At 62.0% G+C, this 13,912-nt stretch carries 15 protein-coding genes; 10 read left to right on the top strand and 5 right to left on the bottom strand.

Annotated features, from left to right (window positions below):
• Positions 1-78: 78 nt before the first annotated feature.
• Positions 79-1,659 (bottom strand): trimethylamine methyltransferase family protein, encoded by a 1,581-nt coding sequence (locus tag FHX11_RS02385; protein ID WP_184354671.1) that lies wholly within the window; start codon positions 1,657-1,659, stop codon positions 79-81.
• 259 nt (positions 1,660-1,918) lie between these two features.
• Here FHX11_RS02385 and FHX11_RS02380 point away from each other — a divergent pair, with 259 nt between their 5' ends.
• Entirely contained in the window at positions 1,919-2,620 is a 702-nt protein-coding gene (locus FHX11_RS02380; protein ID WP_184354669.1) for a B12-binding domain-containing protein, read from the top strand.
• 63 nt (positions 2,621-2,683) lie between these two features.
• Here the strand turns inward: FHX11_RS02380 and FHX11_RS02375 are convergent, their stop codons facing one another.
• Positions 2,684-2,845: an entericidin gene (locus tag FHX11_RS02375; RefSeq protein WP_184354667.1), complete on the bottom strand. Its 162-nt coding sequence runs from the start codon at positions 2,843-2,845 to the stop codon at positions 2,684-2,686.
• Positions 2,846-2,865: 20 nt separating this feature from the next.
• Between FHX11_RS02375 and FHX11_RS02370 the strand changes: the two genes are divergently transcribed.
• The 6 genes from FHX11_RS02370 to FHX11_RS02345 all read left to right on the top strand — a co-directional run bounded on the left by FHX11_RS02370 (position 2,866) and on the right by FHX11_RS02345 (position 8,998).
• Positions 2,866-3,504 (top strand): DUF1638 domain-containing protein, encoded by a 639-nt coding sequence (locus FHX11_RS02370; RefSeq protein WP_184354665.1) that lies wholly within the window; start codon positions 2,866-2,868, stop codon positions 3,502-3,504.
• Positions 3,505-3,743: 239 nt separating this feature from the next.
• Entirely contained in the window at positions 3,744-4,046 is a 303-nt protein-coding gene (locus FHX11_RS02365; protein WP_184354663.1) for a virulence factor, read from the top strand.
• Entirely contained in the window at positions 4,039-4,617 is a 579-nt protein-coding gene (locus FHX11_RS02360) for a methylenetetrahydrofolate reductase C-terminal domain-containing protein (RefSeq protein ID WP_184354661.1), read from the top strand. Before FHX11_RS02365 ends, FHX11_RS02360 begins: the two co-directional genes overlap by 8 nt.
• A gap of 3 nt (positions 4,618-4,620) precedes the next feature.
• A complete protein-coding gene (locus FHX11_RS02355; RefSeq protein WP_184354659.1) occupies positions 4,621-5,727 on the top strand; it encodes a methylenetetrahydrofolate reductase in 1,107 nt (368 codons plus the stop codon).
• Between the two features lie 104 nt (positions 5,728-5,831).
• Positions 5,832-6,797 carry a methyltetrahydrofolate cobalamin methyltransferase gene (locus tag FHX11_RS02350; RefSeq protein ID WP_184354657.1) on the top strand — a complete coding sequence of 322 codons (966 nt, stop codon included), beginning with the start codon at positions 5,832-5,834 and terminating at the stop codon, positions 6,795-6,797.
• 167 nt (positions 6,798-6,964) lie between these two features.
• Positions 6,965-8,998 carry an ASKHA domain-containing protein gene (locus FHX11_RS02345; protein WP_184354656.1) on the top strand — a complete coding sequence of 678 codons (2,034 nt, stop codon included), beginning with the start codon at positions 6,965-6,967 and terminating at the stop codon, positions 8,996-8,998.
• A gap of 15 nt (positions 8,999-9,013) precedes the next feature.
• Here FHX11_RS02345 and FHX11_RS02340 read toward each other — a convergent pair whose 3' ends face one another.
• Together FHX11_RS02340 and FHX11_RS02335 are read right to left on the bottom strand one after the other, a co-directional pair.
• The gene (locus FHX11_RS02340; RefSeq protein ID WP_184354654.1) at positions 9,014-9,475 is read right to left on the bottom strand and encodes a cupin domain-containing protein; all 462 of its coding nucleotides are present in this window, start codon (positions 9,473-9,475) and stop codon (positions 9,014-9,016) included.
• A gap of 64 nt (positions 9,476-9,539) precedes the next feature.
• Positions 9,540-10,478 (bottom strand): LysR family transcriptional regulator, encoded by a 939-nt coding sequence (locus tag FHX11_RS02335; protein WP_184354652.1) that lies wholly within the window; start codon positions 10,476-10,478, stop codon positions 9,540-9,542.
• A 77-nt stretch (positions 10,479-10,555) separates the two neighbouring features.
• Here FHX11_RS02335 and FHX11_RS02330 point away from each other — a divergent pair, with 77 nt between their 5' ends.
• The 3 genes from FHX11_RS02330 to FHX11_RS02320 all read left to right on the top strand — a co-directional run bounded on the left by FHX11_RS02330 (position 10,556) and on the right by FHX11_RS02320 (position 12,404).
• Entirely contained in the window at positions 10,556-10,801 is a 246-nt protein-coding gene (locus tag FHX11_RS02330) for a hypothetical protein (protein WP_184354650.1), read from the top strand.
• 74 nt (positions 10,802-10,875) lie between these two features.
• Positions 10,876-11,082: a hypothetical protein gene (locus FHX11_RS02325; RefSeq protein ID WP_184354648.1), complete on the top strand. Its 207-nt coding sequence runs from the start codon at positions 10,876-10,878 to the stop codon at positions 11,080-11,082.
• Between the two features lie 302 nt (positions 11,083-11,384).
• Complete coding sequence (locus FHX11_RS02320; RefSeq protein ID WP_184354646.1) at positions 11,385-12,404, top strand: GlxA family transcriptional regulator; 1,020 nt, start codon at positions 11,385-11,387, stop codon at positions 12,402-12,404.
• Positions 12,405-12,542: 138 nt separating this feature from the next.
• Here the strand turns inward: FHX11_RS02320 and FHX11_RS02315 are convergent, their stop codons facing one another.
• Positions 12,543-13,874: a diguanylate cyclase gene (locus tag FHX11_RS02315; protein ID WP_184354644.1), complete on the bottom strand. Its 1,332-nt coding sequence runs from the start codon at positions 13,872-13,874 to the stop codon at positions 12,543-12,545.
• Positions 13,875-13,912: the final 38 nt, after the last annotated feature.

Genomic DNA, 13,912 nt, shown 5'->3' with positions numbered 1-13,912 from the left:
CGGCCGCCAGACTTCCTTCTGGATCAGGTCTGCGACGCGGACTGCACCGCCTTGCTCCCTGGCGGCTTCGGGCTCTCTTCAGGTGAAGGCGTCCGGCATGGAATCCTTACGCTTCTGGATATAGGCCAGCAGCGCTTCGTCGATGGCCGGATCGAGCGGCGGGGCTTCGTAATGATCGAGCCAGGAGCGGCAAAGCGCGTTGGCGCGCTCCTCGACCCGCTTCTGGCCTTCGATTTCCCACTGCTCGAAAGAGTTGTTGTCGGCAAGCGCCGAGCGATAGAACGCCGTCTGGAAATTGGCCTGCGTATGACCGCAGCCGAGATAGTGGCTGCCGGGGCCGACTTCGCGGATCGCGTCCAGCGCCTGGCCGTTTTCGGAGAGATCGATGCCCTCGGCCATCTTCTGCATCATGCCGAGCTGATCCTGGTCGATCATGAACTTCTCATAAGAGGAGACAAGACCGCCTTCGAGCCAGCCGGCGGCATGCAGCACGAAGTTCGTGCCCGCCAGCAGCGTCATGTTCAGCGTATTGGCCGATTCATGCGCGGCCTGCGCATCCGGCACCTTGGAGGCGCAGAGCGAACCGCCGGTACGGAACGGCAGTCCGAGGCGACGGGCAAGCTGGGCCGAACCGTAGGACACCAGCGACGGCTCCGGCGTGCCGAAGGTCGGCGCACCCGACTGCATCGAGATCGAGGCGGCGAAGGTGCCGTAAAGCACCGGCGATCCCTTGCGGATCAACTGCGTGAAGGAGGCACCGGCCAGCACTTCCGCCAAAATCTGCGTCAGCGTGCCCGCCACCGTCACCGGACTCATCGCGCCGGAGAGGATGAAGGGAGACACCACCGATGCCTGATTATGCCGCGCATACACCTTCAATGCGCCGAGCATGGTCTCGTCGAACACCATCGGCGAGTTGGCGTTGATGAGGTTCAGCGTCACGCAATTGTTTTCGACGAAATCGTCGCCGAAGACGATCTTCGCCATGGCGATCGTGTCCTCGGCGCGTTCCGGCGCGGTCACCGAGCCCATGAATGGCTTGTCGGAATATTTGATATGGCTGTAGACCATATCCAGATGGCGCTTGTTGACCGGAATGTCCACGGGCTCGCAGACCGTGCCGCCGGACGAATGCATCGACGGCGCCATATAGGCGAGCTTCACGAAATTGCGGAAATCCTCGATCGTCGCATAGCGGCGGTTGCCGTCGAGATCGCGCACGAAGGGCGGCCCATAGACCGGCGCGAAGATCGTCGCCTTGCCACCGACATGGGCGTTGCGGGCGCTGTTGCGCGCATGCCAGGTGAATTCCTTCGGCGCGGTCTTCAAGAGTTCGCGGCAAAGCCCCTTCGGGAAATGCACGCGCTGCCCCTTGACGTCGGCGCCGGCCTCTTTCCACAGCTCCAATGCTTCCGCGTCGTCGCGAAACTCGATGCCGATCTCCTCGAGCACGGTATCGGCATTGCGCTCGATGAGTTGCAAGCCCTCCTCGTCCAGCACCTCGTAGACACCGATCTTGCGCTGAATATACGGAAGCGAGGGACCGGGTCCGCCGCCACTGCGCGATGCGCGCCTTGCAGCAGCACCTCTGCCCTCGCCACGCGAACGCCGTCCGCCGCCATCGCCGCCTGCAGCCGGTTGCTCAATCATATCGTCCATGATGTTTCCTCACTCCTGCGCATGAATGCGTCTATCGGGCTCCATGCTATCCTATTCCTTCGCGCGGACATTCCTTTATGCGCCAGCGACTAGCATAGGACAGACATCGGACCGGTGAAATCTCTCATTTTCATCCGTCGCGATTGATCCTCGACACGTCGCTTTCGAAAAGGGTTTTGTCATGCTTCAGGTCTATCCGTAATAGCGCCAGTGATTTATACAAGCCTCTGATGCATTGCACGAAAACGGGATGGAGCGCATGTCTGACGACGAAATCATTCTCGCGGAACTTTCGGACGAGGAACTTGTGCAGCAGATGCATGACGACCTCTATGACGGATTGAAGGAAGAAATCGAGGAAGCGACGCAGATCCTTCTCGATCGCGGCTGGACACCCTACGACGTCCTGACGCAGGCGCTCGTCGAGGGCATGCGCATCGTCGGCATCGACTTCCGCGACGGCATTCTCTTCGTTCCCGAAGTGCTGCTTTCCGCCAATGCGATGAAGGCCGGCATGGCGATCCTGCGGCCGCTGCTGGCACAGACCGGCGCGCCGAAGCTCGGCAAGCTGGTCATCGGCACCGTCAAGGGCGACATCCACGACATCGGCAAGAACCTTGTCGGCATGATGATGGAAGGCGCCGGCTTCGACGTCATTGACCTCGGCATCAACAACCCGGTCGAAAACTATCTCGACGCCATCGAGCGCGAACAGCCCGATATTCTCGGCATGTCGGCACTGCTGACAACGACCATGCCCTATATGAAGGTCGTCATCGATACGCTGAAGGAAAAGGGCCTGCGCGACGACTACGTCGTTCTGGTTGGCGGCGCGCCGCTGAACGAGGAATTCGGCAAGGCCGTCGGCGCCGACGCCTACTGCCGCGATGCCGCCGTGGCCGTCGAAACGGCCAAGGAATTCATGAAGCGCAAGCACAACAGCCTGGCCGCCGGCGCCTGATCGGCGCCGACATCATACCGGCGGCACCGACAAGGGTTGCCGCCGGCCGATCAGCACCCCAAATCAGTTGACAACCGCCCTCTTGACCTTGTGACCGGCATCCTCCGTCGCATTGACGGCGTTGGCCGTGTCCCTGCCGACGCCGCGAATTGTGTTGGCACAGGAAGCGAGTACCATAAGGACTGCGCAGGCGGCTGCGATTTTGGTGAGTGTCGATGCGGTCATGATCTGGAGCCCTCCTCGGAATGGATATTGATCGGCAGAAAACGGAGACGAATTCTCCGCGCGATAAACGCACAACGGCTCGAAAAGTTCATGTGATCGCGTGCGGCGCAATCGCGCGCGAAATATTGGCGATCACCAGAATCAATAGCCTCGATCACATCGACCTGCACTGTCTTCCGGCAATCTACCACTCCTATCCACAGAAGATCGCGCCGGCTCTCCGGGAAGCGATCGCGAATGCGCGTGCGCGCGGTTTCGAAACGATTTTCATCGGCTATGCCGATTGCGGCACCGGCGGCGAGATCGACAGGATCTGCGAGAGCGAGGGCATCGAGCGCCTGTCCGGCCCGCATTGCTATTCCTTCTTCAGCGGCAACGAGGCTTTCGCCGCCCGCGACGACGACATCACCTCCTTCTTCCTGACCGATTTCCTCGCCCGGCAGTTCGAAGCCTTCGTCATCGTGCCGCTCGGCCTCGACCGCCATCCGGAGCTGAAGGACATGTATTTCGGCAATTACCGCAAGGTCGTCTATCTCTCGCAGGAAGAAGACCCGGCACTGCAGGAAAAGGCGAAGGCCGCCGCCGCCTATCTCGGGCTGGACTATGAGTATCGCCACACCGGCTACGGCGATCTCGCCCGTGAACTTCTGGCCGTCTGATTACGACATCCCGCTCCACATCCCCGCTTGCGGCGCACCGCTGTTGTCGCCATGCTGGCCTGCGTCGGGAACGTGGAATCGCGCCGGAAAAGCCGATCATTTTCAAGAATGATACAGTTGGTTGCCGCTGATGGAGAAGCTTTCCGCGCCGCGTCGCTTTTCAGCATGCGCCGCGTCGCCGCAAGCGCAGTCCCCGGATCGGCGGACGTGCATTCTTGATCAAAGAGGAGAAATTCTGCATGGCAGATCGCATTGTCGTCTATTGGCGGGACATTCCGGCCCAGGTCATCATTAAGAAAGGCAGGCAGACGGCCAAGCGCGAGCTCTCGCTGCGCTTCACCGAAGCGATCGACATGTGCGCCATGCGCACCGGCGCCGCCGAGACTGACGACTATCTCGCCGAATGGCGCAAGGCCGATCCCGTGCCCGTTTCCGACGATCTCGAAGCCGAGGCCGACAAGGCGGCAAGCGAGCTGGAGACCGCCTATGACCGGGAACGTCTGGTGGCGCTGGTGAAGGCCGGAGGCCGCGACAATGGCTGACGCCGTCCAGAAACCCGGCAATGCCGCCCCGGCCGCCAAGGCCGCGAGCGGCGCCTACACGCCCGCCGGCGTCTCGCCGAACCGTCGTGCCCGGCGCAAATATACCGTCCGCCTCTGGGCGGTGCGTCACTCGCGCTTCCTCGAATGGTTCTACCGCCGTTTCGCCGATGCCTTCCTGCTGCTGCATCCGCTGTGGAAAAAGCTCGGCTATGAGCGCGTCGAACGTCCCATCACCTTCGTCGAGCGCAATGTGAAGGGTTTTCTGTTCGACTGTCGCATGTGCGGCCAGTGCGCGCTGTCGTCCACCGGCATGTCCTGCCCGATGAACTGTCCGAAGCAGCTGCGCAACGGCCCTTGCGGCGGCGTGCGCGCCAATGGCAATTGCGAGGTCGAACCGGACATGCCCTGCGTCTGGGTCCAGGCATGGAACGGCTCGCGCAACATGGCCTATGGCGATGCGATCCTGAACGTGCAGAAGCCGGTGAACCAGTCGCTGCGCGAAACCTCCTCCTGGCTGCGCGTCACGGCGGAAGCCGCCGCGGCTCGCGAAGCGGCAAGCAAGGAATCCTGATCGATGGCGCATATCGATGAAAATCCGCTCGGCGCGCATCTGCCGCTCGATCCCCTGCCCGGCCACTCCTCGCTCGGACGGCTGGAGCGCGTGCTGCGGCGCGGCGAGTTCGCCGTCACCGCCGAACTGAACCCGCCCGACAGCGCCAATCCGGAAGATGTCTACGAGCGCGCCGCCATCTTCGACGGCTGGGTCGACGGCATCAACGCCGTCGATGCCTCCGGCGCCAATTGCCACATGTCGTCGGTCGGCATCTGCGCGCTGCTGACGCGCATGGGCTACGCGCCGATCATGCAGATCGCCTGCCGCGACAAGAACCGCATCGCCATCCAGGGCGACGTGCTCGGCGCTTCGGCCATGGGCGTGCAGAACATCATGTGCCTGACCGGTGACGGCGTGCAGGCTGGCGACCAGCCCGGCGCCAAGCCGGTGTTCGATCTCGACTGCATGTCGCTGCTCGAAACCGTGCGCATCATGCGCGACAATTCGAAATTCCTGTCGGGACGCAAGCTGACCTCGCCGCCGAGGGTCTTTCTCGGCGCCGCCATCAACCCCTTCGCCCCGCCCTATGATTTCCGGCCTTATCGTCTGGCCAAGAAGATCGAGGCCGGCGCACAGTTCGTCCAGAGCCAGTATTGCTACGACGTGCCGATGTTCCGCGAATACATGAAGAAGGTTCGCGATCTCGGCCTGCACGAGAAATGCTTCATCCTCGTCGGCGTCGGCCCACTGGCCTCGGCCAGGACGGCCCGCTGGATGCGCTCCAACGTGCCGGGCGTGCATATACCGGACGATATCATCAAGCGCATCGAGGGCGCCGAGGATCAGAAGAAGGAAGGCAAGCAGCTCTGCATCGACATCATCAACGAGGTGAAGGACATCGAAGGCGTGTCCGGCATCCATGTGATGGCCTATCGCCAGGAAGAATATGTCGCGGAGATGGTGCATGATTCCGGCGTGCTGAAGGGCCGCCGGCCATGGAAGCACGAGGCCAGCCGCACCGATGCACTGGTCGCCGAGCGCCTGGAGCATATCCGCGAGGGCAAGGAAGAGAACCAGCAGGAGATGGCCGAGGCCGCCGCGCATCATCCGCCGCCGCAGACGCATTGACCGGATTGTTCATAACCGGCGGGCGGAGGAGCCCGGCCGGCTTGTAACCCAAATCACCGCACGATAGACCAGATTTATCGGGCCAACTGACCAGAGGATCAGACATGACGCGCACCATCGTTGCCTCCGCCACTCGCGAAATCATCATCGGTTTCGACCAGCCCTTTTGCGTGATCGGCGAACGCATCAATCCGACGGGACGCAAGAAGCTGGCCGCCGAGATGATCGAAGGCAATTTCGATACCGTCATCAAGGATGCGCTGGAACAGGTAGCCGCCGGCGCCACCATGCTTGACGTCAATGCCGGCGTCACCTCGGTCAACCCGAACGAGACCGAGCCGGGCCTGCTGGTGCAGACGCTGGAAATCGTTCAGGGCCTCGTCGACGTGCCGCTGTCGATCGACAGCTCGGTGACGGCCGCCATCGAAGCGGCGCTGAAGGTCGCCAAGGGCCGGCCGCTGGTCAACTCCGTCACCGGCGAGGAGGAAAAGCTCGAAGCCATCCTGCCGCTGGTGAAGAAATACGATGTGCCCGTGGTCGCCATCTCCAACGACGAGACCGGCATCTCCATGGATCCGGACGTGCGCTTCGCCGTCGCCAAGAAGATCGTCGAGCGTGCCATGGATCACGGCATCAAGCCGCATGACATCGTCGTCGATCCGCTGGTCATGCCGATCGGCGCGCTGGGCGACGCCGGCCGCCAGGTCTTCGCGCTGCTGCACCGCCTGCGCAACGAGTTGAAGGTCAACACCACCTGCGGCCTCTCCAACATCTCCTTCGGCCTGCCGCACCGCCATGGCATCAATGCCGGCTTCATCCCCATGGTCATCGGCGCCGGCATGACCTCGGCGATCATGAACCCCTGCCGCCCACAGGAAATGGAAGCCGTGCGCGCCGCCAACGTGCTGAACGGTACGGACGCCAATTGCACCAACTGGATCATGACCTACCGCGACTACAAGCCGGCCGAAGGCGGCGCGAGCGCTCCCGCTTCGGCGGCACCGGCCGCTGGCGGCGGACGTCGCGGCGGGCGCGCGGCACGCGCTGGCGCGGGGGCTGTAAGGGAATAAAACACCTTCTCCCGTTGGGAGAAGGACGCCCAAAGAGCTGGCGAAAGGTGTTGCAAGGAGAGGTTTCTGCCCCTTTATAACCTTTGCTACCGCGGCTCCTCACCCGCTCATCCGCCCTATCGGGCACCTTCTCCCCAAGGGGAGAAGGGGTAACCGAAAGACCTGTAATGACCAACCAAGACCCCCTCGTCCTCTTCATGCCCTCCGGCAAGCGTGGCCGCTTTGCCGTGGGAACACCGGTGCTGGAGGCGGCAAGACAGCTCGGCGTCTATGTCGAGAGCGTCTGTGGCGGCCGCGCGACCTGCGGGCGCTGCCAGGTGTCCGTGCAGGAGGGCAATTTCGCCAAGCACAAGATCGTTTCGGCCAACGACCATCTTTCGCCGATCGGCCCGAAGGAAAAGCGCTATGCCGAAGTGCGCGACCTGCCGGAGGGCCGTCGCCTCTCCTGCTCCGCGCTGATCCAGGGCGACCTGGTCATCGACGTGCCGCAGGATACGGTCATCAACGCGCAGGTGGTGCGCAAGGCCGCCGACGAACGGGTCATCGCCCGCGATACCGCCGTGCACATGTGCTATGTCGAGGTCGAGGAGCCGGACATGCACAAGCCGTCGGGCGATCTCGACCGGCTGAAGGCGGCAATCGCCACGGATTGGAAATACGACAATCTCGAAATCGATTTCCATATCATCCCGCAGGTGCAATCGATCCTGCGCAAGGGCGAATGGAAAGTCACCGCCGCGATCCACCGGGATCATGAAAGCGATCCCCCGCGCCTGATCGCGCTTTATCCCGGCCTGAAGAACGAAGCCTACGGCATCGCCTGCGATATCGGCTCGACCACGATCGCCATGCATCTTTCCTCGCTGCTGTCGGGCCGCACGGTGGCGTCGGCGGGCGCCTCCAACCCGCAGATCCGCTTCGGCGAGGATCTGATGAGCCGCGTCTCCTACGTGATGATGAACCCGGACGGCCGCGGCGCCATGACCAATGCCGTGCGCGAGGCGCTGAACGGGCTGATCGACAAGGTCTGCGCCGATGGCGGCGTGTCGCGCCAGGACATTCTCGACGCCGTCTTCGTCGGCAATCCGATCATGCATCACCTCTTCCTCGGCATCGACCCGACCGAGCTTGGCGGCGCGCCCTTCGCGCTCGCCGTTTCCGGCGCCGTTCACCTCACTTCCGCCGAGATCGGCCTGCCGATGAATGCGGGCACGCGCATCTATATGCTGCCCTGCATCGCCGGCCATGTCGGCGCCGATGCCGCCGCCGCGACGCTGGCCGAAGGGCCGCACCGGCAGGACGAGATGATGCTGCTGGTCGATATCGGCACCAATGCCGAAATCGTGCTCGGCAATCGTCACCGCGTCGTTGCCGCCTCCTCGCCCACCGGCCCCGCGTTCGAGGGCGCGGAAATCTCCAGCGGCCAGCGCGCCGCTCCGGGCGCCATCGAGCGCGTACGCATCGATCCCGTGACGCTCGAGCCGCGCTACCGTGTCATCGGCATCGAGCCCTGGTCGGACGAGCCCGGCTTCGAGGAGGCCGCCGCGACCGTCGGCGTTACCGGCATCTGCGGCTCGGCGATCATCGAGGTCATCGCCGAGATGTTCCTGACCGGCATCATCTCCGAGGACGGCGTCGTCGATGGCGCGATGATGGCGCGCTCGCCGCGTATCCTGCAGAACGGCCGCACCTATTCCTACCTGCTGCGCGACGGCGAGCCGCGCATCACGGTGACGCAGAACGACGTCCGCGCCATCCAGCTTGCCAAGGCCGCGCTCTACGCCGGCGTCAAGCTCTTGATGGACAAGCAGGGGATTAGCCATGTCGACCGCATCGGCCTCGCCGGCGCCTTCGGCACCTTCATCGATCCGAAATACGCGATGGTGCTCGGCCTGATCCCGGATTGTGTGCTCGACAAGGTGAAAGCCGTCGGCAATGCCGCCGGCACCGGCGCACGCATGGCGCTCCTCAATCGCGGCCATCGCCGCGAGATCGAGGAAACCGTGAGCAAAATCGAGAAGATAGAGACGGCGCTTGAATCAAAGTTTCAGGAGCATTTCGTCTATGCGATGGCCCTGCCGAACAAGGTCGACGCCTTCCCGGAACTGTCGAAAGTCGTCACTCTGCCGGAACGGAAGCTGCCGGCGGACGATGCCGGGGGAGAAGGCGGTGGCCGCAGACGGCGACGCAGCCGGGAATAGTTGCAGGTCCGCGCTTCAAGGCTCGGAATAGGCCGTGCCGTCCTTGTGCACGAACCGGCCGTCGGCGTTCGTGCTCATCATGTCGATGTCCGAGCAGGTGGTGACGTCGGCGGGCTGGCGTGAGCCAATTTCGAGATAGACGGCCATCGCCTTCGATCTGTTGATCATGTGATGGCCGTTGCCGGTCCCCTTCGGAAAGGCGGCGCAGTCGCCGGCGCGCAGCACCGTCTCACCGTCATCTTCAATGAGCGTCAGCTCGCCTTCAAGCACATAGACGCATTCATCCTCATGCGAATGCCAGTGACGCTGGCTCGACCAGTTCCCCGGCGGCAGACGCGTGAGATTGACCCCGAAATCCATAAGCCCGCCAGCGTCACCCAGCCGCTGGCGGATACGTTCGGCGGAAAGCGCATTGAACTGCGGCGGATACCCCGTGCCCCTGCGCTCCGGCACCGCGGCGATGTCGATCTTGGGCATGGCAATTCTCCCTAGGATCGTTCGGCTCAAATACGGCCTTACGGCCGGATTTGACTTGCCCTCCTCAAGCGGCGGCGCGCGCGATCTCGACGAAAGCTTCCCGAATACTATCGGCGACCGCCTGCATCGGACCGGTCATCTGCGCGGCCGTCAGCAGGCGGATGTCGAAGGAGGTCAGTTCCGGCAGCCCCTCGTTCGGGCCGAGAATGGTCATGTCCTCGGTCACGTAGGAACGCGGGAACGGCGCCACGGCGAGATCCGAAACGATGGCGGCGCGCTGGGCCATGGTATGGGCGCTCAAGTAGGAAACGCGGTAGGCCCGCTTCTGCCGTTCGAGCTGCGCCAGGGCCTCCGAGCGCCAGATACACCCGTCTTCCCAGATCGAGATGGGTAGTGGGTCCTGCCGATAGGCAGTGCCGCACTTGGCGCCCGCCCAGACGAGACGCTCGGTATAGATCACCTCGCCTTCGGTCGGGAACGGCCGCGTCGCGCAATTGATCAGCGCCAGATCCAGCCTTTGCTCCTCGATGCGCTTCTTCAGCTGGATGCTCATATCCACGGTCACATCGACCATGATGCCCGGATAACTCTTGGAAAAACTCTTGAGGATACTCGGCAGCAGGCGCTCGCCGATATCGTCGGGCGCGCCGAGCCGCACCACGCCGCTGAGTTCCGGCATGATGAAGCGCGATACGGCCTCGTTGGAGAGCGCCAGGATGTTGCGGGCATAGGAAAGCAGCATTTCGCCGTGCTGGGTCAGGCTTACCGATCGCGCATCGCGCAGAAACAGCGTGACGCCAAGCTGCTCTTCCAGCTTCTTGATCTGCATCGAAACGGCCGATGGCGTGCGGAAGACAGCGTCGGCGGCGGTGGAGAAATTGCCCGTTTCCGCGATGGCGACAAAGGTGCGCAGAACTTCATTGTCGAGCAGCGGTATGGGCCGGCGGAAGGGTACGGTCATATCGGTTACTTTCAATTTTTCTGATCTTAAACACCATATCATTTCATTTGTCTGAATGTCAACGAAGCATCATATTCGTTGCAGTGAAATTGGTGCAGCAGCCGAAAGGAGCAACGACCATGGCTGGCACGGTCCTTAGCGAAGCCACTCGCCTGTTCAATCTGATGCGTGTCCGGGAAGTCCAGCGAACGGCCCAGAATACGCTCGATGAAATCGCCACACGCTTCCCCGCGCATCTGATCGACGACGTCAACGCCCGCGGCTTGCCGCCGGATCGTACGCTGTCGGTCCTTGAACGTAAGCCCGGCAAGCCGCGATCCTTCAAGAATACTAATAGCAGCTATAAGATCTATTCGCTTGATTGATGAATGAACCAGTCCCATATTAGCTCGTAAAGGTCGCGACCTTTCGGGCATCTCAAACCGGAAGGAACCTGGAAATGACGACGATTACCTATAGAGACACCGGCAGATCGCGGGGCCCGTTCCCGCAGGGCGGCAGTTTTGTACCCTTCATCGCCCGTATCGCCGATCGCTGGCAGCAGTGGCGTTCCGAGCGCGAGCTCGAATCCCTCTCCGACGACATGCGCAAGGATCTGGGTTGGCCCGCCATCGACGAAACCAAGAATTCCAAGGCGGCGCGATGACTGCAACAAGTCCTGAATTCCGAAAGGCGATGCTCAACTGCAACGAGTGTCGCCTTTCGAACATCTAGCGCATGCGATCCCGCCTTTTCTTTATCTTGATAATAATCCGCATATATATTTGATCATCTGACGGGAATTGCTTGACTGCCCGGCCTCCATTCTTTCCCGTGGCGATTTTAACGAGCCGGCCCAAATATCTCTTTGCGGCCGCTAATTTCCATGCCAATGTCGCTAATAGACCAACGAACCGGCGCAATTGACGCAAGTTATACGCAGTGGTCGTGGAGCATGGATTTCCTGATATGAGCAAGCCCCCGCATAAGACGCGTTCCCTGGTTTTCTTCCTCGTTCCGCATTTCACCATGCTGCCGTTTTCCGCCGCGGTCGAAACGCTGCGGATCGCCAACCGCATGCTGGGCTATCCCGCCTACACCTGGCGGCTCGCATCCGTAGACGGACAGAAGGTCTATTCCTCCAGCGGCATCGGCCTTGAGGTCAATTCGTCGCTCGCCGACGAACGGCGCTATCTCGGCGGCGAAAATCGGCCGAACATGGTGCTCGTCTGTTCCGGCATCTATGTCGAGGAATTCCATAACAAGTCGGTCAATGCCTGGCTGCGCGAAACCTACAATCGCGGCGTCGCCGTCGGCAGCCTCTGTACGGGCGCGCATGTGCTTGCCCAGGCAGGTCTCCTGAACGGCAAGCGCTGCGCGATCCATTGGGAGAACCTCCCCGGCTTCTCCGAGACCTTCCCGCAGGCGGAAGTCTATGCCGACCTCTACGAGGTCGACAGCAATCTCTACACCTGCGCCGGCGGCACCGCCTCGCTCGACATGATGCTGAACCTGATCGGCCAGGACTTTGGCGAGAACCTCGTCAACCGCGTCTGCGAGCAGCAGCTGACCGACCGCGTCCGCAGCCCGCATGACCGCCAGCGCCTGCCGCTGCGTGCACGCCTCGGCGTCCAGAACGCCAAGGTTCTGTCGATCATCGAACTGATGGAGAGCAATCTCGCCGAGCCGCTATCGCTGCTCGAGATCGCCGACGACGCCGGCCTCTCGCGCCGTCAGATCGAGCGCCTGTTCCGCCAGGAAATGGGCCGTTCGCCCGCCCGCTACTATCTCGAAATCCGCCTGGACCGCGCCCGCCACCTGCTGGTGCAGTCCTCCATGCCAGTCGTGGAAGTGGCGGTTGCCTGCGGCTTCGTCTCCGCCTCGCACTTTTCCAAGTGTTATCGCGAACTCTACAATCGCTCGCCCCAGCAGGAGCGCGCCGAACGCAAGCTCACCATGTCGAGCAGCCGCACCGGCGTCGTCGTCTAGGGCAATTCCAGGAAAAGTGCGTAGCGTTTTTCCGTCCGGAATTGCGCAAAAGCAATGGCATAGAGCGGTTCAACGATTCCATGAAGCGATGAAGCGCTCTAGGACAACACGCGCCACGCCCAAACGGCCACAGGCCGCCTATTCGGCTGCCTGTCCTGCCATCTTGATGTCGGAATAGACTTGGTTGCGGCCATTGTGCTTGGCCATGTAGAGGAATTGATCGGCGGCATTGAGATAGTTCTCGAATGCCTCGTAGCCGGCGATTTCCGCCACACCGATCGATACCGTCACCGACAGTTCCTCATCGTCGGCATTGACCTTCAGCGTCGAAAGATTGACGCGCACCTCGTCGCAAAGAGCGGTCGCGGCGCGTGAATCCATTCCCGTGAAGAGAATGGCGAATTCCTCGCCGCCCAGCCGGGACAGAAGATTGCCACTGCCCTCAAACAGCGACTGCAGCCGGCCGGCAACGGCTTTCAGCACCTGATCGCCGATCTCGTGGCCATAGGTGTCGTTCAGATGCTTGAAGCGATCGATGTCGAGGATTGCGACGGCACTCGGGCGCTGATGGCGCAGGCATTCATTCACGATCCTCGGTCCCTGATCGTAAAAATAGCGCCGGTTATAGAGTCCGGTCAGATAGTCGCTCGCCGCGGCCGCACGCAATTGCTTGAGCTGCATCAGCGTCTCGACATTGAGCGCAATGCGGCATTGCAGCTCCTCGGCAACGAAGGGGCGATAGATGAAATCGCTGGCGCCGGCCTTCAGGAAGGTTGCCGACAGCAATCGGTCGTTCGACGACGAGATGCCAATGATCCGCATCCGGTCCGAACTGTAATGATGGCGGATGCGCCGCGTCAGCTCCTGACCGTTCATATCGGGCATGTGATAGTCGGTCAGGACCATCTCGATGTCGCTATATTCCTCGAGCGCAGCCAGGGCTTCGTCGCCGGAGCCGGCTTCAACGACCTTGAACTGCTGCGCCTCCAGGAGATCGACCAGCACGCGCCGCGCTGACGGGACATCATCCACCACCAGCACGCGGGTGCTGCGGTTGGAGATGCCGCGCCTCACGGCGGCAACAAGGTTGTCGAGCGCGAATTCATTGTCCTTCAGCACATAGTCGACAATGCTGCGCTCCATGATGCGGTTGCGCATGGCGACGTCGAAGGACGCGGTGAAGACGATGGAGGGGATTTGGTGGACAATGGCGACATCCAGCGCCTCGCCATGCGGGGAATCCGGCAGGTTGAGATCGACGACCGCCATGGTGAAGCCCGCCTCACCAGTCGCAAGCACCTCGTTCAATTGTTTCAGCGAGGCGCAGTGGACGACGCTCAGCCCCAGTTCCGTCTGAAAACGATGCGAAAGAACGGCGGAAAACATGCGCGAATCCTCCACCAGAAGTATCTTCTGGCTACCACGGCGATGGCCTTGACCGTCGCTGAGGAAATCCACGCTGAAAACCATTCCCTTCACATCCTCCAGAACCGCGCGGAGCGCTCCGA

This window comes from Rhizobium sp. BK602 (genome assembly GCF_014195095.1).
GTDB lineage: Bacteria > Pseudomonadota > Alphaproteobacteria > Rhizobiales > Rhizobiaceae > Rhizobium.
The sequence above is the reverse complement of the archived record's forward strand: the minus strand, read 5'-3'. Positions and strand labels throughout refer to the sequence as shown.